Here is a 23431-nt window from a genome sequence, read left to right on the forward strand (position 1 = left end):
CCCCCTGTAGGGGCGAGCTGGCTCGCGATGGTGGCCCAGGCGCCTCGAGGAATCAGGCTCCCCGCGTTATCGTTGACGTCCATCGCGAGCCGGCTCGCTCCCACAAACGGAGGCGGCGCAGGAGAGTTTTGTCGGTTCGATCGATTTGGGTAGTGCTGTTGCCTGTCGTCAGCCGCCGGGTGTGGTTATAATCGACCACTTTATGAGCAAGAAGCGCGTTATGCAGCTGGTTCGAGGCCTTCACAACCTGCGCCCCCGGCATCGGGGCTGCGTCGCCACCATTGGCAACTTTGACGGTGTTCACCGTGGTCACCAGGCTATCCTGGCCCGACTGCGCGAGCGTGCGCTGGAGTTGGGCCTACCCAGCTGCGTGGTGATTTTCGAACCGCAGCCGCGCGAGTTTTTTGCCCCGGACACCGCGCCGGCGCGTCTGGCACGGTTGCGCGACAAGCTGAAACTGCTGGCCGCCGAGGGCGTCGACCGGGTCCTGTGCCTGGCCTTCAACCAGCGCCTGAGCAAACTCAGCGCCGCCGAGTTCGTCGATACCATCCTGGTGGACGGTCTCGGCGTACAGCATCTGGAGGTCGGCGACGATTTCCGCTTCGGCTGTGATCGCGTCGGCGATTTCGCGTTCCTGCAGCAGGCCGGCAGCGCCCGTGGTTTTACCGTCGAGGCGGCGCAGACCGTCGAGCTCGATGGCCTGCGGGTCAGCAGCACCCAGGTGCGTAATGCCCTGGCGGCGGCGGATTTTCCCCTGGCCGAGCGGTTGCTCGGCCGCCCGTTCCGCATTGCCGGACGGGTGCTGCATGGCCAGAAGCTGGCGCGCCAATTGGGCACGCCGACGGCCAACGTGCAGCTCAAGCGCCGTCGCGTGCCGTTGACCGGGGTTTACCTGGTCAGCGTCGAGCTCGACGGCCAGCCGTGGCCGGGCGTCGCCAATATCGGCGTGCGGCCCACGGTTTCAGGTGATGGCAGCGCTCACCTGGAAGTGCACCTGCTGGATTTTACCGGTGATCTGTACGACCGGCGTTTGACCGTGGTTTTCCACCACAAGCTGCGCGATGAGCAGCGATTCGCCTCCCTGGAGGCGCTCAAGACGGCGATCAATGCGGACGTCGCCGCCGCCCGTGCCCACTGGCAGGGTTCACCGCTTAAAAAGAGCCTGAAATGACCGACTACAAAGCCACGCTTAACCTTCCGGACACCGCCTTCCCAATGAAGGCCGGCCTGCCACAGCGCGAACCGCAGATCCTGCAGCGCTGGGACAGCATTGGCCTGTACGGGAAGTTGCGCGAGATTGGCAAGGATCGTCCGAAGTTCGTTCTTCACGACGGTCCTCCGTATGCCAACGGCACGATTCACATCGGTCATGCGCTGAACAAGATTCTCAAGGACATGATCATCCGTTCCAAGACCCTGGCCGGCTTCGATGCCCCTTATGTGCCGGGTTGGGACTGTCATGGCCTGCCGATCGAGCACAAGGTCGAAGTGACCTATGGCAAGAACCTGGGCGCGGACAAGACCCGCGAACTGTGCCGTGCCTACGCCACCGAGCAGATCGAAGGACAGAAGTCCGAATTCATCCGCCTGGGCGTGCTCGGCGACTTCGCCAACCCCTACAAGACCATGGATTTCAAGAACGAGGCCGGTGAGATCCGCGCCCTCGCCGAAATCGTCAAGGGCGGTTTCGTGTTCAAGGGCCTCAAGCCAGTGAACTGGTGCTTCGATTGCGCTTCGGCCCTGGCCGAGGCCGAAGTCGAATACCAGGACAAGAAGTCCTCGACCATCGACGTGGCCTTCCCGATTGCCGACCAGGACAAGCTGGCCGCCGCGTTCGGCCTGCCGTCGCTGAGCAAGCCGGCGGCGATCGTGATCTGGACCACCACCCCGTGGACCATCCCGGCCAACCAGGCGCTGAACGTCCACCCGGAATTCAACTACGCCCTGGTGGATGTCGGTGATCGCCTGCTGGTGCTGGCCGAAGAGCTGGTGGAGTCGTGCCTGGCGCGCTACAAGCTGGAAGGCTCGGTACTGGCCATGGCCAAGGGCGAAGCCCTGGAGCTGATCAACTTCCGTCACCCGTTCTATGAGCGCCTGTCGCCGGTGTACCTGGCCGACTACGTCGAATTGGGCGCCGGTACCGGCATCGTGCACTGCTCGCCGGCCTACGGTGAGGATGACTTCAAGATCTGCAAGCAGTACGGCATGGTCAACGATGACATCCTCAACCCGGTGCAGAGCAACGGCGTATATGCCGAGTCCCTGGAGTTCTTCGGCGGCCAGTTCATCTTCAAGGCCAACGCAGGCATCGTCGACAAGCTGGCCGAAGTCGGTTCCTTGCTGCATACCGAAACCATCAGCCACAGCTACATGCACTGCTGGCGCCACAAGACCCCGCTGATCTATCGCGCCACCGCGCAGTGGTTTATCGGCATGGACAAGGCCCCGGTGGCCGGCGATACCCTCCGTGAGCGGGCGCTCAAGGCCATCGAAGAGACCCAGTTCGTCCCGACCTGGGGCCAGGCGCGCCTGCACTCGATGATCGCCAACCGTCCGGACTGGTGCATCTCCCGTCAGCGCAACTGGGGCGTGCCGATTCCGTTTTTCCTCAACAAGGAAAGCGGCGAGCTGCACCCGCGTACCGCCGAGCTGATGGAACAAGTGGCCCTGCGCGTCGAAGTCGAAGGCATCGAAGCCTGGTTCAAGATGGATGCCGCCGAACTGCTGGGCGACGAAGCGCCGCTGTACGACAAGATCAGCGACACCCTTGACGTCTGGTTCGACTCCGGCACCACCCACTGGCACGTGCTGCGCGGTTCGCATCCGATGGGCCATGAGAGCGGTCCACGCGCCGACCTCTACCTGGAAGGTTCGGACCAGCATCGCGGCTGGTTCCACTCGTCCTTGCTGACCGGTTGCGCCATCGACAACCACGCGCCGTACCGCGAGCTGCTGACCCACGGCTTCACCGTCGACGAGGCCGGTCGCAAGATGTCCAAGTCCTTGGGCAACGTGATCGCGCCGCAGAAAGTCAACGACACCCTGGGCGCCGATATCATGCGCCTGTGGGTGGCCTCGACCGACTACTCGGGCGAAATGGCGGTGTCCGACCAGATCCTGCAACGCAGCGCCGACGCCTACCGGCGTATCCGCAACACCGCACGCTTCCTGCTCTCCAACCTGAGTGGCTTCAACCCGGCCAGCGACCTGTTGCCGGCCGACGAGATGCTCGCCCTGGACCGTTGGGCCGTGGACCGCGCGCTGCTGCTGCAACGCGAGCTGGAACTGCATTACGGCGAATACCGCTTCTGGAACGTCTACTCCAAGGTGCACAACTTCTGTGTGCAGGAGCTGGGCGGTTTCTACCTCGATATCATCAAGGATCGCCAGTACACCACCGGCGCCAACAGCAAGGCCCGGCGTTCCTGCCAGACCGCGCTGTTCCATATCAGCGAAGCGCTGGTGCGCTGGATCGCCCCGGTTCTGGCCTTTACCGCCGACGAGCTGTGGCAGTACCTGCCGGGCGAGCGCAACGAATCGGTCATGCTCAACACCTGGTATGAAGGCCTCAGCGAGCTGCCGGAAGGCTTCGAGCTGGATCGCGCCTACTGGGAGCGGATCATGGCGGTCAAGGTCGCAGTCAACAAGGAGATGGAAAACCTGCGGGCGGCCAAGGCCATCGGCGGCAACCTGCAGGCCGAAGTGACCTTGTTCGCCGAAGAGGCCCTGGTGGCCGACCTGGGCAAGCTGAGCAACGAACTGCGTTTCGTCCTGATCACCTCCACCGCGACCGTTGCGCCATTCGCATTGGCCCCGGCGGATGCGGTGGTCACCGAAGTCGCCGGGCTCAAGCTCAAGGTGGTCAAGTCGTCCCATGCCAAGTGCGGCCGTTGCTGGCATCACCGAGAGGATGTCGGGGTCCACCCGGAGCATCCGGAAATCTGCGGTCGTTGCGTGGACAATATCAGCGGCGCCGGCGAGGTACGCCACTATGCCTAATGCCAGTGTCGGCCGTTTCGGCCGCCTGGGCTGGTTGTGGTTGAGCGTGCTGGTCCTGGTCATCGACCAGGCCAGCAAGCTCCACTTCGCAAGCTCGCTGTCGCTGTACCAGCAGATCGTGATCATCCCCGATTACTTCAGCTGGACCCTGGCCTACAACACCGGTGCGGCGTTCAGCTTCCTGGCTGAAAGCTCCGGCTGGCAGCGCTGGCTGTTTGCGCTGATCGCGCTGGTGGTCAGCGCGGTGCTGGTGGTCTGGCTCAAGCGCCTGGGGCGCAACGAAACCTGGCTGGCGATCGCCCTGGCCCTGGTGCTCGGCGGTGCCCTGGGCAACCTGTATGACCGCATCGCCCTGGGCCATGTGATCGACTTCGTCCTGGTGCATTGGCAGAACCGTTGGTACTTCCCGGCGTTCAACTTTGCCGACAGCGCCATCAGCGTCGGTGCGGTGATGCTGGCGCTGGATATGTTCAAAAGTAAAAAGTCCGGAGAACCCGCTCATGGCTGAACACGCAGTGGCTGAGCAACGCATCGGTCAGAACACCCAGGTCACCTTGCACTTCGCCTTGCGCCTGGAAAACGGCGACACCGTCGACAGCACCTTCGACAAGGCCCCGGCGACCTTCAAGGTCGGCGACGGCAACCTGCTGCCGGGTTTCGAGGTGGCGTTGTTCGGCTTCAAGGCCGGCGACAAGCGTAACCTGAGCGTGGCTCCGGAAAATGCCTTTGGCCAGCCGAACCCGCAGAACGTGCAGGTCATCCCGCGCTCGCAGTTCCAGGACATGGAGCTGTCGGAAGGTTTGCTGGTGATCTTCAATGACGCGGCCAATACCGAGCTGCCTGGTGTGGTGAAGGCTTTCGACGACGCCCAGGTGACTGTCGACTTCAACCACCCGCTGGCGGGCAAGACCCTGACTTTCGATGTCGAGATCATCGAGGTCAAGGCGCTTTAAGAACATCGCGAGCAAGCTCGCTCCTACAAGGTTTGTGGCGTGCACAGATGTCGAGTACGACACCAACCCCTGTAGGAGCGAGCTTGCTCGCGATAGACCGCCCCAGCGGTCCCACGATCAAGACACGAGGCACAGCATGCACATCAAACTCGCCAACCCCCGTGGCTTCTGCGCCGGCGTGGACCGGGCGATCGAAATCGTCAACCGGGCCCTGGAAGTCTTCGGCCCGCCGATCTACGTGCGCCATGAAGTGGTCCACAACAAATTTGTCGTCGAAGACCTGCGCGCCCGTGGCGCCATCTTCGTCGAAGAGTTGGACCAGGTCCCGGATGACGTGATCGTGATCTTCAGTGCCCACGGCGTTTCCCAGGCCGTGCGCACGGAGGCCTCGGGCCGTGGCCTGAAGGTGTTCGACGCAACCTGTCCGTTGGTGACCAAGGTGCATATCGAAGTGGCGCGTTACAGCCGCGACGGTCGTGAATGCATCCTGATCGGCCATGCCGGCCATCCGGAAGTCGAAGGCACCATGGGCCAGTACGACGACGCCAACGGCGGTTCGATCTACCTGGTGGAAGACGAGAAAGACGTCTCCGACCTGCAGGTGCGCAACCCGGAAAAACTGGCGTTCGTCACCCAGACCACCTTGTCCATGGACGACACCAGCCGGGTTATCGATGCCCTGCGGGCGCGTTTCCCGGCCATTGGCGGGCCGCGCAAGGACGATATCTGCTACGCCACGCAAAACCGCCAGGACGCGGTCAAGCAACTGGCGGACGAGTGCGATGTGGTGTTGGTGGTGGGCAGCCCGAACAGCTCCAACTCCAACCGCCTGCGTGAGCTGGCCGAGCGCATGTCGACGCCGGCCTACCTGATCGACGGTGCCGAAGATCTGCAGCGCAGCTGGTTCGACGGTGTCGAGCGGATTGGCATCACCGCCGGGGCCTCGGCGCCGGAAGTGCTGGTGCGTGGCGTGATCCAGCAGCTCCAGGCCTGGGGCGCGACCGGCGCCGATGAGCTGGCCGGGCGTGAAGAGAACGTGACCTTCTCCATGCCCAAGGAACTACGCGTTCGCTCCTTGCTGTAAGCCTGGGGAGGTGCAGAGCGACTCTGCCATTTCTCTCTTTTCGAGCCTGATCCGCCCGGTCCCCGCCAGTATCACTTGATGGTGGCTGACCGGGCGATCACTGGCACAGATATGCAGCGTCCCGCCCATCGAGGCGCCGTTCTGCGGATTGACCCATCCGCTAGCCGTGAAGCGAACAAACTGCTGAAGCAACCGGTTGCCTTTGATCGGTGTCAGTCCGGCATTCCGTCGTTCGACCAGCACCGGGTTGTCCGGGTCCAGGTGACCTTGCCCGCTGCGGTCGACGATGATTCGCCAGCCTCGACTCCAATCTTCTTCCAGGGCATGCATGACAACGGCCTGCTGGCGCAGAATCGCCTCGGTTCTCGCCAGTTGCAAGCCATTTGCCATCTCATTGGCGCTCACCTGGCGACGCTGTGAGGCGATCAGTTCACTGAATGTCGGACTGGCGAGTTGGGCAAGAATGCCGATGACGGCCAGGCCAATCAGTAACTGAACAAGACTGAATCCTTTCTGATCCATCTGGGCTCCCTCCTGGAGACTGGGTGTTTCAGCGCGATCCGAGCGCTGGTCCTTGGAAAACAACCGTACGTCCTGATGAAGAATGTTTTGGCTTGTACCGCTAGTTATAGTCGATGAGCCAGGCCGACCACGGCCAGCGCAGCCCGGAGCACCGATCTGGGGGCTGTGGTTGTCACCTGTACGCTGGGCGCACAAAGTCGCGTGATCAATGTGTGCCTCAATGGTCGGGGTTCATTGGGAGGGAGTTGTTGATGCGACGGACGAGGAGCGTGAGGCAATCAGGGATGACCCTGGTGGAGGTGCTGATTTCGGTGTTGATCCTCGTCGTCGGCCTGTTGGGGGCGGCGGCTATTCAGCTCAATGCGCTGATCTACACGGACAGCTCGAAGATGAGAAGCCAGGCCAGTTTCATTGCCTACGACATGATGGACCGTATCCGCGCCAATCCGGATGCGGACTACACCCTGGTCAGCGCTACAGCTAACACCGCAACGGCGGGTTCGACAGTGGTCCGGGATGCCGATTTCCATGACTTCAAGACCAACATCAGTCATTTCGCCGGGGCTCCCGGGGATGGGAGCATTTCCGTGAACGGCAGGGCGGTCACTATCGTCATCAGCTGGAATGATCAGCGGGCCGCCAATATGGCCAGCGACACGGCGAGTAGCCGTTTCACGCTCAATAGCCGCGTTGCAATCGATCCGGTAGCCGGGCCATGAGTCGTCGCAGCAGAGGCTTCGGCCTGATCGAGTTGATGATCGCCATCACCCTGGGACTGATCGTCGTCTTGGGCATTACCCAGATATTTGTCGCGGCCAAGACTACCTATATCAGCCAGAACAAGGCCGCCGGCATGCAGGAGGATGCGCGTTTCATCCTCAGCAAGATGGTCCAGGAGATTCGTATGGTCGGCATGTTCGGCTGCCTGGCCACCAGCGCCATCGATACCTCGACGGCGGCGGATTTCGCGACCATTGCCGCCACGCCGATCACTTGGCATAGCGCCAGCAATACCCTGACGCTGGTGACCGCCGATATTGGCAGCAGTGGCGGGGCGCCAACCTGGACCATCGTCTCCGATTGCCGCAAGGCGGCGAAGGCCGTCCAGGGCTCGGCCTCGCCGGCCCCCGGGCAAATAGCCTTTTCCTTGCGCAAGCAGATCTATGTCTTCGGCAACAACCAGATTAGCGTCGCCACCGGGGCCGGCCAGGCGGCCGGGTTGGTGAGCAATGTCAGGAGCTTCAGCGTTTCCTTCGGCGTTGCGACATCCGCGACCGATATCGCGGTCAGTGCCTACAGCAACAACCCTGCGGACCCGGCAACCATCCGCAGCGTGCGCCTGCAAATGACCCTGTACGATCCGAACGGCCAGGTCGCCGATCAGCAGTACAGCGTGGTTGCGGCACTGCGTAACCGGCTCCGCTAGGTGGACTTCGTATGATGTACTCGCCGCGAAAACACTCAGGCTTGAGGTCCGCTCCACAGCGCGGAATGGCATTGCTGATCAGCCTGATATTCCTGCTGCTGTTGACCCTGATCGGTATTTCCTCGATGCAGAATGCGACGTTGCAGGAAAAAATGGCCGGGAGCGTGACCTTCCGCAACACCTCGTTCCAGACTGCCGAGGCGGCGCTGCGTATCGGTGAAAGCGCGGTGCAGCGAAGCAGCTATGTCCTGGCGGTGTGTGCCACCCTCATCACCTGTGCGCCGCCGGCGGAGTCCGCCACGGTGGTGGCGGCTGGGTCGGGCGGGGCCTCGGGTGTGACCTGGATTGCCGCTGGCAACGGTTTTTATGCGGTGCAGAACCTCGGTACCACGGTGTTGGCGGTCAACGTGCCGAGCAATACCTCGGCCACCCTGTACCGGGTAACCGCCGTGGCGATCAACGGCAATGCGCGGTCAATCGTGGAGAGTGTCTATGCCAAGTATTAAGGGCCGCAGAAGTCGTTTCTCCGGTGGGGCCTGGCGGATTATCGGTGCTTTGCTGGGGTTGTATCTGGCGGTGCCGGGCAGCACCGCCGCTGTCGATACCACCGCTCCTTGCTCCAGCTTCGGTACAGGCAAGGTGGTTGAGTGGGATGCGTTTACCGGCAAGATCTTCAGCGATTCCAGCGGCGGCATCACCGCCATGGCGGAACAGGGCGGTGTTGCTGGCGGTCGGCGGATCATGTGGCGACAAATCCAATAGGGAAGGCGGTGTATGCAAAAAGTCTCCAAAGGCTTTACCTTGATCGAACTCATGATCGTCGTGGCCATTGTCGCTATCCTGGCGGCGGTGGCTTACCCCAGTTACATCGAGTATGTGAAGAGCACACACCGCTCGGAGATCGCCGGGTTGTTGTCCGAGCAGACCCAGAACCTGGAGCGGTTCTACTCGAAGAACGCTACCTACTCGGCGGCGACGGTCAGTGCCGGCAATAGCTATTACGCGATTACCCCGACCTTGAATGCCCAGGATTTCACCCTGGCGGCGACGGCGGCGCCCGGGTCGATGATGGTCGGTGACAAGTGCGGTGGTTTCACCATCACCAACACCGGCCAGCGTACCAACCCCGGGGCTACCGCGGGTTTGACGAGCAAGGATTGCTGGGGCCGCTGACTGCTGCTTTCCAAGGCGCAACCCGCGCCGGTTTCTTTTTCTGTTGGATGACGCGATGGCAACGAAACAACATGTGGTAATCATTGGCGGCGGCGTGATTGGCCTGCTGACGGCCTTCAATCTGGCCGCCGAGGTCGGGCAAGTGACATTGCTCGACCGTTCCGGTCTGGGCCAGGAGTCTTCCTGGGCCGGCGGCGGTATCGTTTCTCCGCTGTACCCCTGGCGCTACAGCCCGGCGGTCACGGCCCTGGCCCATTGGTCCCAGGATTTTTACCCGCAACTGGGCGAGCGCCTGTTCGCCACCACGGGTGTCGATCCCGAGGTGCATACCACCGGACTGTACTGGCTCGACCTGGATGACGAGGCCGAGGCCCTGGCCTGGGCCGAACGTGAACAGCGTCCCCTGAGCGCGGTGGATATCTCGGCGGTGCATGACGCGGTGCCGGTGATGGGCGACGGCTATTCCCGGGCCATCTACATGGCCGATGTCGCCAATGTGCGCAATCCGCGCCTGGTGAAATCCCTCAGGGCAGCCCTGCAGGCCTTACCCAATGTGACGCTTCGCGAGCAGTGCGAGGTCGCCGGGTTTCTCCATGAGGGTGAGCGGGTGGTCGGCGTGCGCACCGCCACGGGCGAACTGCGTGCCGATCAGGTGGTGCTCGCGGCCGGGGCCTGGAGCGGCGAGCTATTGGGCCGCCTGGGACTGGCGCTACCGGTGGAGCCGGTCAAGGGACAGATGATTCTCTACAAGTGCGCGGCGGATTTTCTTTCGAGCATGATCCTGGCGAAGGGGCGTTATGCGATTCCTCGGCGCGATGGACATATCCTGGTGGGCAGCACGCTGGAGCACGAAGGCTTCGACAAGACACCGACGTTGTCGGCGCTGGAAAGCCTCAAGGCGTCGGCGGTCGAGTTGATTCCGGCGCTGGCGGAGGCCGAGGTGGTCGGGCATTGGGCGGGATTGCGGCCGGGCTCGCCGGAGGGCATTCCCTATATCGGTCGGGTACCCGGGTTCGAGGGCCTGTGGTTGAACTGCGGGCATTATCGCAATGGGCTGGTGCTGGCGCCGGCGTCCTGCCAGCTGTTTGCCGATCTGTTGCTGGGGCGTGCGCCGATTATCGATCCGGCGCCTTATGCACCCGAGGGGCGAATCTGAGGCGGCTCCGGTGATCTTGAAAACACTGCAACCCCTGTAGGAGCCCGGCTTGCCGGCGATGGCGGCCGATCAGGCGATGCAAGGCTTACGGGCCTCATCGCCAGCAAGCCGGCGCCTACAATGGACCGTGTCAACCGATGGGCGCTCAATCCAGCCCGAGCTTCTTGAGCCGATAACGCATCGAACGAAACGACAGGTTCAAGCGCTGGGCCGCCGCCGTGCGGTTCCAGCGGGTTTCCTCCAGCGCCTGGAGAATCAGCTTGCGCTCGATGCTCTCCAGGTAGTCCTCCAGATTGTCGATCTGCGCCAGGCTCGGTTCGCCAATTTGCGCGCAGCTCCCGCCGCCTTCGGCCAGGCGCAGGTCGCCGGCTTCGATCTGTTCGTTTTCACACAGGGTGTAGGCCCGTTCGAGCATGTTCTCCAATTCCCGGACATTGCCGGGGAAGCGGTAGCCCTTGAGCGTATCCAGCGCCAGCGGATGAAGCCGGGCCGCTGGCATGCCGCTGCCCGACGCCAGTCGATTGAGAACATTGGTGGCCAAGGGTTCGATATCGTCGCGGCGCTCGCGTAAGGACGGCACCCGCAACTCGATGACATTCAGGCGATAGTAGAGGTCCTGGCGAAAACGCTCGGCACTGACCTCGGCGTTCAGATCCTTGTGGGTGGCGCAGAGGATCCGCACATCGACGATTTCCTCCTGCTGGCCGCCGACGCTGCGCACGGCCTTTTCCTGGATAGCGCGCAGCAGCTTGACCTGCATCGCCAGCGGCAAGTCGGCGACTTCATCGAGAAACAACGTGCCGCCATTGGCGGCCTGGAACAGTCCAGGCTTGTCCTCCACCGCGCCGGTAAAACTGCCTTTGCGATGGCCGAAAAACTCGCTTTCCATCAGTTCGGCCGGAATCGCCCCGCAGTTCACCGGCACGAACGGTCGTTCCGCACGCGGCCCCTGCTCGTGGATCAGCCGCGCCACCAGTTCCTTGCCGCTGCCCGATTCGCCGCTGATATACACCGGTGCCTGGCTGCGGGCCAGCTTGTCGATCTGCTTGCGCAGGGCGCGCATGGGCAGTGAGTCCCCCAGCAACCGGCTGTCGATGGACGGCTGCTTGCCACCACTGGTCGGCAAACGCAGCGCGCTGCTCACCAGTTCGCGCAGGCGCGCCAGGTCCACCGGTTTGGTCAGGAAGTCGAAGGCGCCGGATTTCAGGGCGTTGATCGCGGTGTCGAGGCTGCCATAGGCGGTGATCATCGCCACTGGCAGCTGGGGATAACGTTGCTGGATATGCTGCACCAGCTCTAGACCGGTACCGTCTGGCAGGCGCATGTCGGTCAGGCACAGGTCGAAATTTTCCTGGGCCAGCTTTTCCCGGGCTTGCGCCACATTGCGGGCACTGCTGGTGTCGAGTTTCATCCGGCCCAGGGTTATTTCCAGGAGTTCGCGGATATCCGGTTCATCATCGACGATCAGGATTCTTTGCCGTGGGCTCATGTTCAACTCTGTTTGCGTGCGTGAGCGAAGGTGATGCGAAAGCAACTGCCGCCTTGGCGTACCGAGTAGTCTAGGCGGGCCTGGTTGCTTTCGCATAGCTCGCGGGACAAGTAGAGGCCCAGGCCGGTGCCTTGGCTCTCGGTGGTGAAGAAAGGTTCGAACAGATGCTGGCGTTGCTCGGCGGCGACACCGGGGCCGTTATCCAGGACTTCCAGGGTCGGCAGGCCATTTTTCGGGTCCACTGACAAGGTCAGCCAGACCTGCGCCAGTTCATGCAACTGGGCACTGTAGCGCAGGCCGTTTTCCAGCAGGTTGTTCAGCACCTGGGCCAGTTGCAGCGGATCGGCACGGGTCTGCAGGGGCGCGTCGTCGATCTGCAGGTGCAGGCACTGTCTGGGCCGGGCGCGCTCGCGCCATTCGTTGACAAAGGCCCGCAGCCATTCATTGAGGTCGAGCAGCTGTGTTTGCGTCTGACGCCGCCGGGACAGCTGGAGCACGTTCTCGATCACCAGGTTCATGCGTTTGGATTGGTCCTGGATGATTTGCGTGAGGCGCCGGTCCGCCTCCGGCATCTGCTCCGACTCCTGCAGCAACTGCGCCGCATGGCTGATGGCACCCAGCGGGTTGCGGATTTCATGGGCAATGCCGGCGGTCAGGCGGCCGAGGGCGGCCAGCTTGAGCTGCTGGGCCTGCTGGGCGATCTGCGACAGGTCTTCGAGGAACACCAGTGTCTGGGTTTGCTCGCCGCGTTTCAGGGCGATGAAACTGGGTTGCAGGATCGGTCCGGCGCCGAGGATCTTCAGGCTGCGCGGGCGCAGAGTCGGGTTGCTTTGCCACACCTGCAGGCGCTCGACCAGTTCCAGGGAGTAAGCGTCGATCAGCTGCCCACTCAGGTCCTGCTCGCCTATCAGCGTCAGTGCGCCTTGATTGGCCAGTTGCACCCGGTGCTGCTCGTCGAGTACCAGGATACCGGTGCGCATGCGTTGCAGGATCAGGGCGTTGAGCTCTTCCAGGTTGGTGACGTCACTGGCGCGTTGTTCGGCGAGGTTTTCGCTTACCGCCAGCAGCCGGGTCAGGCCCTGCACCAGTACCGCGGCAGCGAAGCACAAGATGCCGAGCAAGCCGGCCTGCACGTAATAGTTGGCGGCGGCCGGTCGGCTGAAGCTCAGGTAGAAGGTCAGGTAGATGATGCCGATGGCCGAGACGGCGGCGATCAGAAAGCCGATTCGACCGCGCAGCAGCACGTTGCTGATGGCCACCGAGGCGATCAGCAGGTTGCCGAGGCCGCTCGGTGCTCCGCCGGCGGCATAGAACAGGCCGGACAGCATCACCGCATCCGCCAACGCCAGGATGAAGACTTGGCCCTGGCGCTTGGGGTTTTCCAGCAGCGCCACTACCAGGATATTCAGGATCAGGTAGATCCAACTGCCGGTGCGAAACAATTCGCCGTCGGCCAGCTCCAGCAGCTTGTCGTCCATCTTGCTGGAGATCAGCAACACCAGGGCGATGCCGATGCTCAGGCGGTAGAGGTGATAAAGCCGTAGCAGGCGCTGGGCCTGGGCACCGCCGAGACTGAAGGTCTCAGCGCTCACGAGGGCTCGGGCCTTGCTCGAGGTGGGCCTGGCTGCAATACCAGGTCTGTTGCACGTTCAGGGCGCGATCACGGGGCAGGTGCACGCCGCAATGGGCACAGCGGACCATGGGCGCGGCATCCAGTGTGTCTGCCGGGCGGGTGGGGGTGGAGGGCCGATTGAATTTGCGCCAGAACCATACGGCGGCCGCAATCAGTGCAATCCAGAACAGTAGGCGAACCATGGCAACCCGCTTATTGGCAAATGATCCGGCAGTTTAGCCAAGGACATGCCGGGCGCACAGCGCATTTGGTGGGGGGCGTTGCGAAGGCAAAAAAAAGAGCCTCGAAAGGCTCTTTTCTTGGGCACGATGGAATATGCCTCTGTAAACACTACAAACCTGTAGGCGCTGGCTTGCCAGCGATAGCGGTGGTGAATGTTGCATCGCTATCGCTGGCAAGCCAGCTCCTACATTAGGGGCGTGGACTCAGTCGAACACGCCGAAGGTCATGTAGCTGAACCAGGAGCGGTTGCTGTTGCTGCCTTCGGCCTGGTGCTGTTCTTCCTGGACCGCATCGCCTTCAAGCGGCTTCAGGTCCGACGGAATCGCATCTTTGGCGTCCTGGAACTGCCTGACCACGTCCTGGTTGGCGCGGGTTTCGCCCGGCGGCAGCGGTGGACGCGATTCGATCAGGCCGAGGGTGGCCTTGCTTATCCACGAACGGTTGTCGGCCTCGGCTACTCGTGGCACGAACTGACCGTCCACCAGCGATGGATGGGTCGGGTAGTTGGCTTTCAGCACTTCGAGGCTCGAAGCCGCCAGTTCGTCCAGGCGCAGGCGCTGGTACGACTCGACCATCACCGCCAGGCCGTCAGCGACCGAAGGGGTTTCCTGGAAGTTTTCCACTACATAGCGACCACGGTTGGCCGCGGCGACATAGGCCTGGCGGGTCAGGTAGTAGTCGGCGACGTGGATCTCGTAGGCCGCCAGCAGGTTGCGCAGGTAGATCATGCGCTGCTTGGCGTCCGGCGCGTAGCGGCTGTTCGGGTAGCGGCTGGTGAGCTGGGCGAACTCGTTGTAGGAGTCGCGGGCCGCGCCCGGGTCACGCTTGGTCATGTCCAGTGGCAGGAAGCGCGCCAGCAGGCCGACGTCGCGGTCGAACGAGGTCAGGCCCTTGAGGTAGTAGGCGTAGTCGACGTTCGGATGCTGCGGGTGCAGGCGAATGAAACGCTCGGCGGCCGACTTGGCAGCCTCCGGCTCGCCATTCTTGTAGTTGGCGTAGATCAGTTCGAGCTGGGCCTGGTCGGCATAGCGACCGAACGGATAACGCGACTCCAGAGCCTTGAGCTTGGCGGTGGCGCTGGTATAGCTGTGGTTGTCCAGGTCGGCCTGCGCCTGCTGGTACAGCTCGACTTCGCTCAAGTTTTCGTCGACGACTTCCTTCGACGAGCAAGCAGCAGTCAGTGCGAGGATGGCGATCAGCAGCAGGTGTCTCACTTGCATGGCGGCTTGCGTCCCTATGACGGCCGCTGTCTTGGGCGGGGCCGTCCTGTTATGATGAGTGCCCCGTTGATAGCCTCGGGGCAAAAGACGCCGTATTTAACCACAAGCGCGCAGCCGAAACCAAAGGCTGTGCCGACGCCTAGTCCGAGCATGTCCGATAAAATTGAACTTCGCGCAGAGGTGCCGTCCGAACTGGGCGGTCAACGCCTCGATCAAGTCGCCGCCCAACTCTTCGCTGAGCACTCACGCTCGCGCCTTTCCGCCTGGATCAAGGACGGCCGCCTGACTGTGGATGGGGCGGTTATCCGCCCGCGAGACATTGTCCATGGTGGTGCTGTTCTTGAACTGACTGCCGAGCAGGAAGCTCAGGGTGAGTGGATCGCCCAAGACATCGAACTCGATATCGTCTATGAAGACGACGATATCCTGGTGATCAACAAGCCCGCGGGCCTGGTGGTGCATCCGGCTGCCGGTCATGCCGATGGCACCTTGCTCAACGCCTTGCTGCACCACGTGCCGGACATTATCAATGTACCGCGCGCGGGCATCGTGCATCGCCTGGACAAGGACACCACCGGTCTGATGGTGGTCGCCAAGACCATCCAGGCCCAGACGCAACTGGTTACGCAATTGCAGAGCCGCAGCGTCAGCCGGATCTACGAATGCATCGTGATTGGCGTGGTCACCGCCGGCGGCAAGATCAATGCGCCCATCGGTCGTCACGGCCAGCAGCGCCAGCGCATGGCGGTAATGGAAGGCGGCAAGCAGGCGGTGAGTCATTATCGCGTGCTGGAGCGCTTCCGTTCCCACACCCATGTACGGGTCAAGCTGGAAACCGGTCGCACCCACCAGATTCGCGTGCACATGGCCCACATCAACTTCCCGTTGGTCGGCGATCCGGCCTACGGCGGTCGCTTCCGCATTCCGCCGGCGGCCAGCGTGACCATGGTTGAATCGCTGAAAAACTTCCCGCGCCAAGCCCTGCACGCGCGTTTCCTCGAGTTGGATCATCCGACCAGCGGTAAGCGCATGAGCTGGGAATCGCCACTGCCGGACGATTTCGTCTGGTTGCTGACGTTGCTCAAGCAGGACCGCGAGGCGTTCATCGGGTGAGTGACTTCCTGATTCCCGACTGGCCCGCGCCGGCCCGGGTCAGGGCCTGCGTGACCACGCGGGCGGGCGGCGTCAGCCTGGCGCCGTTCGACAGTCTCAACCTCGGCGATCATGTCGACGACGATCCGCGCGCCGTCACGGAAAATCGCCGACGCCTCACCGATACCTTCGCTATTCAGCCCGCCTGGCTACGTCAGGTACATGGTGTCGGGGTAGTCGAGGCCGATCCGACGCTGACCGCCGAAGCCGACGGCAGTTGGACCAGCACGCCGGGCATCGCCTGCACGTCGATGACCGCCGATTGCCTGCCGGTGCTGTTTTGCGACCGTGCCGGCAGCCGTGTGGCGGCGGCCCATGCCGGTTGGCGCGGATTGGCCGCGGGCGTGCTGGAAGCCACCGTCGATCAGATGGGCGTGCCGGCCTCGCAAATCCTCGTCTGGCTCGGCCCGGCCATTGGTCCCGGGGCGTTCGAAGTCGGGGCGGAAGTGCGCGAGGCCTTTCTCTCCACGCATCCCGAAACAATCAAAGCCTTCGTCCCCAGCGTCAATGCCGGACGCTTCATGGCCGACATTTATGCCCTGGCGCGCCTGCGTCTGGCCGCCCGTGGAATCACCGCCGTCCATGGCGGCGGGCTGTGTACGGTCAGCGACCCGCGCTTTTTCTCCTACCGGCGCAGTCCGCGTACCGGTCGCTTCGCCTCCCTGATCTGGCTGGAAGACTAGACTCTTCTGATCTTCGTCAAGCTTATGACGCTTGAAACTCGCAGAATAGGCCGCATCTACTTGGGCATCTGGCAGGTTTCTTTATTCAGGTGCGTCCTTTGCTCCGGCCTGCTCCAAAGGAAGGTGACTCATGCGTATAGATCGTTTAACCAGCAAATTGCAGTTGGCGTTGTCAGACGCCCAATCCCTGGCGGTCGGCCTCGATCATCCGGCCATTGAGCCGGCGCACTTGATGCAGGCGCTGCTGGAGCAGCAGGGTGGCTCGATCAAGCCCCTGCTGTTGCAGGTCGGTTTCGACATCAACAGCCTGCGCAAGGAATTGAGCAAAGAGCTCGATCGCTTGCCGAAAATCCAGAATCCCACTGGCGACGTGAACATGTCCCAGGATCTGGCGCGCCTGCTCAACCAGGCCGATCGCCTGGCCCAGCAGAAGGGCGATCAATTCATCTCCAGCGAACTGGTGCTGCTCGCCGCCATGGACGAGAACAGCAAGCTGGGCAAGTTGCTGCTCGGCCAGGGCGTGAGCAAGAAGGCCCTGGAGAACGCCATCAACAACCTGCGCGGCGGCGAGGCGGTCAATGACCCCAACGCCGAGGGCGCGCGCCAGGCCCTGGACAAGTACACCGTCGACCTGACCAAGCGCGCCGAAGAGGGCAAGCTCGACCCGGTGATCGGCCGTGATGACGAGATCCGCCGCACCATCCAGGTCCTGCAACGGCGGACCAAGAACAACCCGGTGCTGATCGGTGAGCCTGGCGTGGGCAAGACCGCGATTGCCGAAGGCCTGGCCCAGCGCATCATCAATGGCGAGGTGCCGGATGGCCTGAAGGGCAAGCGCCTGCTGTCCCTGGACATGGGCGCGTTGATTGCCGGGGCCAAGTATCGCGGCGAGTTCGAAGAGCGCCTGAAGTCGCTGCTCAACGAGCTGTCGAAGCAGGAAGGGCAGATCATTCTGTTTATCGACGAGCTGCACACCATGGTCGGCGCCGGCAAGGGCGAAGGCTCGATGGATGCGGGCAACATGCTCAAACCGGCCTTGGCCCGTGGCGAGCTGCATTGCGTCGGGGCGACCACGCTCAATGAATATCGCCAATATATAGAGAAGGATGCGGCCCTCGAGCGGCGCTTCCAGAAAGTGCTGGTGGATGAGCCGAGCGAGGATGACACCATTGCCATCCTCCGTGGTCTGAAAGAGCGTTATGAAGTGCACCACAAGGTGGCGATCACCGACGGCGCGATCATCGCGGCGGCCAAGCTCAGTCATCGCTATATCACCGACCGCCAGTTGCCGGACAAGGCCATCGACCTGATCGACGAGGCCGCCAGCCGTATCCGCATGGAGATCGACTCCAAGCCGGAAGTGCTGGACCGTCTGGAGCGCCGTCTGATCCAACTCAAGGTTGAATCCCAGGCCTTGAAGAAAGAAGACGACGAAGCGGCGAAAAAACGCCTGGAAAAACTCCAGGAAGAAATTCTCCGCCTGGAACGCGAGTACGCCGACCTGGAAGAGATCTGGACTTCGGAAAAAGCCGAAGTGCAGGGCTCGGCGCAGATCCAGCAGAAAATCGAGCAGTCGCGCCAGGAGTTGGAGGCGGCACGCCGTAAAGGCGATCTCAACCGCATGGCCGAGCTGCAATATGGCGTGATTCCGGACCTGGAGCGCAGCCTGCAGATGGTCGACCAACACGGTAAGAGCGAGAACCAACTGCTGCGCAGCAAGGTGACCGAGGAAGAAATCGCCGAAGTCGTGTCGAAGTGGACCGGTATTCCGGTGTCCAAGATGCTCGAAGGTGAGCGCGACAAGCTGCTGAAGATGGAGAGCCTGCTGCACCAGCGCGTGATTGGCCAGAACGAGGCGGTGGTGGCGGTGGCCAACGCCGTGCGGCGCTCCCGGGCCGGCTTGTCCGATCCGAATCGGCCGAGCGGTTCCTTCATGTTCCTCGGCCCGACCGGCGTCGGCAAGACCGAGTTGTGCAAGGCGCTGGCCGAGTTCCTCTTCGATACCGAGGAGGCCATGGTGCGCATCGATATGTCGGAGTTCATGGAGAAACACTCCGTGGCGCGTCTGATCGGGGCGCCACCAGGCTATGTGGGCTATGAGGAGGGCGGTTATCTGACCGAGGCCGTGCGACGTAAGCCTTACTCGGTGATCCTGCTGGACGAGGTCGAGAAGGCCCACCCGGATGTGTTCAACATCCTGCTGCAAGTGCTGGAAGACGGTCGCCTGACGGACAGTCACGGGCGTACCGTGGATTTCCGCAACACCGTGATCGTGATGACTTCCAACCTGGGCTCGGTGCAGATCCAGGAGCTGGTGGGGGATCGCGAAGCGCAACGGGCGGCGGTGATGGATGCGGTGAGCACGCATTTCCGGCCGGAGTTCATCAACCGGATCGACGAAGTGGTGATTTTCGAGCCCTTGGCGCGGGATCAGATCGCGGGCATTACCGAGATCCAGTTGGGTCGCCTGCGCAGTCGCCTGGCGGAGCGCGAGCTGAAGCTGGAGCTGAGCGACGAGGCCTTGGACAAGCTGATCTCGGTGGGTTACGACCCGGTCTATGGCGCGCGGCCACTCAAGCGCGCGATCCAGCGCTGGATCGAGAACCCGTTGGCGCAACTGATCCTGTCGGGGCAGTTCCTGCCGGGAACGAGCGTGACGGCCTCGGTGGCCAACGACGAGATCGTGTTTGCCTGAGTCCCCAGGGCCTACACGACCCCCCCGTGTAGGAGCCAGCTTGCTGGCGATGAACGCAAGAGCAGCGCGGTGATCCAGATTCTCCGCGTTATCGTTGACGCCCATCGCCAGCAAGCTGGCTCCTACAAGGGTGCATTGCGATTTCGGAAGACTTTTTTTCGCTAGGGCGTTGAACTCAGTGGCAAAGGCTTGTAAAGTGCGCCCCGCAGCACGTCACCCCTCGGACTTCTCTTACAAGGGAAATTCGGAAAAAAGATTGCAAATCATTGTCTTGAAAGCAATTTAGGGGGTTGACAGAGGTTTTCAGAGTTGTAGAATAGCGCGCCTCAGACAAGCGAACGCAGCGATGCAAAAGCCTGGTTGAGGAAGCTTTCAGCGATGGAAGTCTGCGGTAAAGGTTGTAACTTGAAATATGTAGTTCCGTGATAGCTCAGTCGGTAGAGCAAATGACTGTTAATCATTGGGTCCCAGGTTCGAGTCCTGGTCACGGAGCCAATTTCAAATCGGGGTATAGCGCAGTCCGGTAGCGCGCCTGCTTTGGGAGCAGGATGTCAGGAGTTCGAATCCCCTTACCCCGACCATTTTTGGGTCGTTAGCTCAGTTGGTAGAGCAGTTGGCTTTTAACCAATTGGTCGTAGGTTCGAATCCCACACGACCCACCATTTTTGATACCAGTTCGCTGGGATTAAATCTTAAGATCAGAGGCCAAAAGCGCTGATCGCAGAAGGCGCCTTTAACGGGTGCCTTTTTTTTACCGGGGTATAGCGCAGTCCGGTAGCGCGCCTGCTTTGGGAGCAGGATGTCAGGAGTTCGAATCCCCTTACCCCGACCATATACAAAAAAGGCGTCCAATAGGACGCCTTTTTTTTTGTGTTTGTCCCGTCGGAAAGCAAAAAACCAAGCAGCCGCGGGTCCATCACCCATGCAATGGTCTCCAATACTGTTCTGATCTTTATCAACGGCTGCGCATCAGGCACGGCATCACCTGCTCGATGGTGGATGGTTGTGACTGCTATCAGAACGCCATGGCGGAGCGGGTAAACGGAATTTTGAAGATCGAATTCCTGCTGCACCGCTCAAGGGGCTTGGCAGAAGCGGAGAAATGGTGGGCGAATCGGTCCTGATCTACTGGGGGGGGGGGGGCGGCCGCACTTGTCCCTGAAATACAAAGCGCCGATGCAGTGTATCGGGTGGTTTGAGTGAGGTAGGTGTCACACAGTAGCCGTCCCTCACGTCCAAAAAAATATCTCTCGCCCCTTGGCATGGGGTAAAATTTATCGGCTACTCAATGCGGGGTAAGCTGTTGCATGATCCCTGACGGTCGACGGCCAGATTTTTACTGCAGCAATGGACTGTTTTAGTCATTACGTCTCGTAGCAGGCAGGCATGAGGGACAAAAATCAATCATGCTGGTCTTCACCAGATGCTTTTTTATTTTTCAACAGCATCTGGATCCCGAGCAAGGAATGCCAGTATCTGGCTTTTTAGGCTTTTTGTTCAAGTAGATCACTGATGACATTCAACTCAATCACCCCAGTTATTCTCTGCGGCGGCTCCGGTTCTCGACTTTGGCCGCTGTCGCGTAAAAGCTTTCCGAAACAGTTTGTCCCACTGATAGGTGAAAAAAGCCTGCTGCAGCTAACGCTGGAACGAGTGTCTCACTTGGCAGACCGTGTGCTGATGGTGGCGTCTGAGGAACATCGCTTCCTGGTATCTGACAGCCTACTATCGGTACAAGTGCAGGGAAGTATTATCCTTGAGCCCTGTGCTCGCAATACTGCAGCAGCCATGGCCCTGGCCGCCCTGGATTGCATGCAAGAGGGGCGCGACCTCCTCCTGTTCTGCCCTGCTGACCACCATATTCCTGACGTCGAAAGCTTTTCGAAAACTATCTGGAGCGGCATCGCACAGGCAGAAGCCGGAGCCATAGTTACCTTTGGCGTTGTGCCGAGTTACCCGTCCACCGCATATGGGTACATTCAGCAAGGTGCCACCCAAGAGCTGGGAGGTCGCTGCGTCGAGCGCTTCATAGAGAAACCAGATGCCCCCACCGCGCAAAACATGCTCCTGGCCGGAAATGTACTGTGGAACGCTGGCATTTTTCTATGCAAGGCCAGCACGCTCATTGATGCGCTGGCACAACATGCACCCGATATTCTGGTGAGTTGCAGAGCGTCTCTTGATTCTGGAACGTCAGAGCGCTTCTCAAAGGACACCTCTTTTATTCGTCCCGACCCTGCTATCTTTTCAGCATGCCGCTCACAAAGCATTGATTACGCCGTCATGGAAAAACACGATAATATCGTGGTGGTTCCTTTTAACGGTCAGTGGAGCGACGTGGGCAGTTGGAATGCGTTGGCCGAGTTGACAGTGGCCGATGACGCCGGAAACAGAGTCCATGGAAATGGCACGATCAGCCGGTCGGTCAATACATTTATTCATGCCCCCCATCGCCCGGTTGTCGCACTGGGTACTGAGAACCTTTTAATCATCGACACGCCGGACGCCGTCCTGATTACACACAGGGACTATGTTGAGCAGGTCAAAGACATTGTCGTGCAACTCGAAAAGGAAAATTGCAGCCAAGCCATTTCCCATCGCAAGGTTTCACGCCCCTGGGGCTGGTACGACAGCATTGATATGGGGGAGCGTTTCCAGGTAAAACGCATCGGTGTCAAGCCGGGTGCCTCGTTATCCTTGCAAAAACATCATCACCGCGCCGAACACTGGATTGTCGTCAAGGGCACTGCGGAGGTGACGCGAGGTCAAGAAACTTTTATATTGACGGAAAATCAGTCCACTTACATCCCTATCGGGGAAATCCATCGCCTGAAGAACCCTGGAATGGTTGAGCTTGAAATAATAGAAGTTCAATCAGGCAGCTATTTAGGTGAAAACGATATAGTCAGATTTGAAGATAATTATGGAAGAACCAATGATTAAGAAAGCACTGATAACCGGCGTCACCGGACAAGATGGCGCCTATCTTGCAGAACTTTTGCTGAGCAAAGGTTACGAGGTGCATGGTATAAAACGCCGCAGTTCGTTGTTCAACACTGCTCGAATTGATCATCTGTTCCATGATGTCCATGATAAAGGTCTGCCATTTTTCCTGCATCATGGAGATATGACGGACTCCTCCAGCCTGACTCATATTATTCAAAAAGTACAACCCGACGAAATCTATAACTTGGCCGCACAAAGCCATGTTGCTGTTTCGTTTGAGGAACCGGAATACACCGCCAACTCGGACGCCTTGGGTGCATTGCGCATTCTGGAAGCCATTCGAATTCTCGGACTTGAGAAAAAGACTCGTTTCTACCAGGCTTCTACATCCGAGCTGTATGGTTTGGTTCAAGAGACACCACAGAAAGAAACCACACCTTTTTATCCACGTAGCCCTTACGCTGTCGCCAAGCTATATGCCTATTGGATCACCGTAAACTATCGTGAAGCTTATGGCGTCTATGCCTGCAATGGGATTTTATTTAACCATGAAAGCCCTATCCGTGGGGAAACATTTGTAACACGTAAAATCACCCGAGCGCTCGCACGAATCAAGCTGGGGCTGCAAGAGTGTCTCTACCTGGGTAATATGGATTCACTGCGCGATTGGGGGCATGCTAAAGACTATGTCGAAATGCAGTGGTTGATGCTTCAGCAGGAAAAGCCAGAAGACTTCGTTATCGCTACCGGCGTGCAATATAGCGTGCGTGATTTTGTCAATGCCGCTGCGCAGGAGCTGGGGATCAATATCACTTGGCAGGGCAAAGGCGAAGAGGAAAAAGGCTACAACGACGCGGGTCAATGCATCGTTGCTGTCGATCCGCGTTATTTCCGACCTACCGAAGTTGAAACCTTGCTGGGCGATGCCTCTAAGGCGAAATCGAAACTTGGCTGGACACCAAAAATTACGTTTGCCGAGCTCGTCAGCGAAATGGTCCGTGAAGATCTGAAAAGCGCCGAGCGTGATGAGTTGATTAATCAGCATGGCTACGCCACTTTCAGTTATAACGAATAATTT

General features: G+C 60.6%; 21 protein-coding genes, 4 tRNA genes and 1 pseudogene. 21 read left to right on the forward strand and 5 right to left on the reverse strand.

The annotated features are described in order from the left end of the window. Window positions 1-220 precede the first annotated feature (220 nt). From ribF to ispH, 5 genes are all read left to right on the forward strand, one after another. A complete protein-coding gene (gene ribF / locus AC07VG_RS03320) occupies window positions 221-1171 on the forward strand; it encodes a bifunctional riboflavin kinase/FAD synthetase (protein WP_495004822.1) in 951 nt (316 codons plus the stop codon). Continuing rightward, the gene (gene ileS / locus AC07VG_RS03325) at window positions 1168-3999 is read left to right on the forward strand and encodes an isoleucine--tRNA ligase (RefSeq protein ID WP_495004821.1); all 2832 of its coding nucleotides are present in this window, start codon (window positions 1168-1170) and stop codon (window positions 3997-3999) included. Before ribF ends, ileS begins: the two co-directional genes overlap by 4 nt. Next, window positions 3992-4507 (forward strand): signal peptidase II, encoded by a 516-nt coding sequence (gene lspA / locus AC07VG_RS03330; protein ID WP_495004820.1) that lies wholly within the window; start codon window positions 3992-3994, stop codon window positions 4505-4507. The genes ileS and lspA overlap by 8 nt, the downstream gene beginning before the upstream one ends. Window positions 4508-4514: 7 nt before the next feature. Beyond that, complete coding sequence (fkpB, locus tag AC07VG_RS03335) at window positions 4515-4952, forward strand: FKBP-type peptidyl-prolyl cis-trans isomerase (RefSeq protein ID WP_495004824.1); 438 nt, start codon at window positions 4515-4517, stop codon at window positions 4950-4952. Window positions 4953-5088: 136 nt separating this feature from the next. Next, window positions 5089-6036: a 4-hydroxy-3-methylbut-2-enyl diphosphate reductase gene (gene ispH, locus AC07VG_RS03340; protein ID WP_495004819.1), complete on the forward strand. Its 948-nt coding sequence runs from the start codon at window positions 5089-5091 to the stop codon at window positions 6034-6036. On the opposite strand, the gene AC07VG_RS03345 is transcribed toward ispH, so the two are convergent. Next, window positions 6013-6558 (reverse strand): GspH/FimT family pseudopilin, encoded by a 546-nt coding sequence (locus AC07VG_RS03345; protein WP_495020476.1) that lies wholly within the window; start codon window positions 6556-6558, stop codon window positions 6013-6015. The two genes, ispH and AC07VG_RS03345, sit on opposite strands and share 24 nt — an antisense overlap. A gap of 162 nt (window positions 6559-6720) precedes the next feature. Here AC07VG_RS03345 and AC07VG_RS03350 point away from each other — a divergent pair. From AC07VG_RS03350 to thiO, 7 genes and pseudogenes are all read left to right on the forward strand, one after another. Then, window positions 6721-6810: pseudogene (locus AC07VG_RS03350) on the forward strand (GspH/FimT family pseudopilin); the annotation flags it as partial. Continuing rightward, window positions 6810-7277 carry a type IV pilus modification protein PilV gene (gene pilV / locus AC07VG_RS03355; RefSeq protein WP_495020477.1) on the forward strand — a complete coding sequence of 156 codons (468 nt, stop codon included), beginning with the start codon at window positions 6810-6812 and terminating at the stop codon, window positions 7275-7277. The pseudogene AC07VG_RS03350 and the gene pilV, both read left to right, overlap by 1 nt. Next, on the forward strand, window positions 7274-7984 hold the full coding sequence (locus tag AC07VG_RS03360) for a PilW family protein (protein WP_495020478.1): 711 nt from the start codon (window positions 7274-7276) through the stop codon (window positions 7982-7984). Before pilV ends, AC07VG_RS03360 begins: the two co-directional genes overlap by 4 nt. 65 nt (window positions 7985-8049) lie before the next feature. Beyond that, window positions 8050-8490 (forward strand): pilus assembly PilX family protein, encoded by a 441-nt coding sequence (locus AC07VG_RS03365; protein WP_495020479.1) that lies wholly within the window; start codon window positions 8050-8052, stop codon window positions 8488-8490. Continuing rightward, entirely contained in the window at window positions 8477-8746 is a 270-nt protein-coding gene (locus tag AC07VG_RS03370; RefSeq protein ID WP_495020657.1) for a hypothetical protein, read from the forward strand. Before AC07VG_RS03365 ends, AC07VG_RS03370 begins: the two co-directional genes overlap by 14 nt. Before the next feature lie 12 nt (window positions 8747-8758). Further along, on the forward strand, window positions 8759-9157 hold the full coding sequence (locus tag AC07VG_RS03375; protein ID WP_495004814.1) for a type IV pilin protein: 399 nt from the start codon (window positions 8759-8761) through the stop codon (window positions 9155-9157). Window positions 9158-9212: 55 nt separating this feature from the next. Further along, window positions 9213-10313: a glycine oxidase ThiO gene (gene thiO / locus AC07VG_RS03380; protein WP_495020480.1), complete on the forward strand. Its 1101-nt coding sequence runs from the start codon at window positions 9213-9215 to the stop codon at window positions 10311-10313. A gap of 145 nt (window positions 10314-10458) precedes the next feature. On the opposite strand, the gene AC07VG_RS03385 is transcribed toward thiO, so the two are convergent. The 4 genes from AC07VG_RS03385 to AC07VG_RS03400 form a co-directional block, all read right to left on the reverse strand. Further along, window positions 10459-11802, reverse strand: coding sequence for a sigma-54-dependent transcriptional regulator (locus AC07VG_RS03385; RefSeq protein ID WP_495004812.1), 1344 nt, complete (start codon window positions 11800-11802; stop codon window positions 10459-10461). A 2-nt stretch (window positions 11803-11804) separates the two neighbouring features. After that, window positions 11805-13394 (reverse strand): sensor histidine kinase, encoded by a 1590-nt coding sequence (locus AC07VG_RS03390; protein WP_495004811.1) that lies wholly within the window; start codon window positions 13392-13394, stop codon window positions 11805-11807. Next, a complete protein-coding gene (locus AC07VG_RS03395; RefSeq protein ID WP_495004810.1) occupies window positions 13384-13617 on the reverse strand; it encodes a PP0621 family protein in 234 nt (77 codons plus the stop codon). The genes AC07VG_RS03390 and AC07VG_RS03395 overlap by 11 nt, the downstream gene beginning before the upstream one ends. A gap of 243 nt (window positions 13618-13860) precedes the next feature. Continuing rightward, a complete protein-coding gene (locus AC07VG_RS03400) occupies window positions 13861-14877 on the reverse strand; it encodes an outer membrane protein assembly factor BamD (RefSeq protein ID WP_495020481.1) in 1017 nt (338 codons plus the stop codon). A gap of 150 nt (window positions 14878-15027) precedes the next feature. On the opposite strand from AC07VG_RS03400, the gene rluD reads away from it, so the two are divergent. From rluD to gmd, 9 genes are all read left to right on the forward strand, one after another. Then, window positions 15028-15990: a 23S rRNA pseudouridine(1911/1915/1917) synthase RluD gene (gene rluD, locus AC07VG_RS03405; protein ID WP_495004808.1), complete on the forward strand. Its 963-nt coding sequence runs from the start codon at window positions 15028-15030 to the stop codon at window positions 15988-15990. After that, the gene (gene pgeF / locus AC07VG_RS03410; RefSeq protein WP_495004807.1) at window positions 15987-16712 is read left to right on the forward strand and encodes a peptidoglycan editing factor PgeF; all 726 of its coding nucleotides are present in this window, start codon (window positions 15987-15989) and stop codon (window positions 16710-16712) included. Before rluD ends, pgeF begins: the two co-directional genes overlap by 4 nt. 130 nt (window positions 16713-16842) lie before the next feature. Continuing rightward, window positions 16843-19407, forward strand: a complete 2565-nt coding sequence (clpB, locus tag AC07VG_RS03415; RefSeq protein ID WP_495020482.1) for an ATP-dependent chaperone ClpB — start codon at window positions 16843-16845, stop codon at window positions 19405-19407. 419 nt (window positions 19408-19826) lie between these two features. After that, window positions 19827-19902 (forward strand) — tRNA-Asn (locus AC07VG_RS03420). Window positions 19903-19911: 9 nt separating this feature from the next. Continuing rightward, window positions 19912-19988, forward strand: a tRNA-Pro gene (locus AC07VG_RS03425). A 5-nt stretch (window positions 19989-19993) separates the two neighbouring features. Then, window positions 19994-20069, forward strand: a tRNA-Lys gene (locus AC07VG_RS03430). Window positions 20070-20162: 93 nt separating this feature from the next. Continuing rightward, window positions 20163-20239 (forward strand) — tRNA-Pro (locus AC07VG_RS03435). Window positions 20240-20919: 680 nt separating this feature from the next. Further along, on the forward strand, window positions 20920-22350 hold the full coding sequence (locus AC07VG_RS03440; RefSeq protein WP_495020483.1) for a mannose-1-phosphate guanylyltransferase/mannose-6-phosphate isomerase: 1431 nt from the start codon (window positions 20920-20922) through the stop codon (window positions 22348-22350). Continuing rightward, complete coding sequence (gmd, locus tag AC07VG_RS03445) at window positions 22343-23428, forward strand: GDP-mannose 4,6-dehydratase (RefSeq protein ID WP_495020484.1); 1086 nt, start codon at window positions 22343-22345, stop codon at window positions 23426-23428. Before AC07VG_RS03440 ends, gmd begins: the two co-directional genes overlap by 8 nt. Window positions 23429-23431 lie beyond the last annotated feature (3 nt).

It is taken from the genome of Pseudomonas sp. GW821-FHT03C07, from assembly GCF_059420925.1.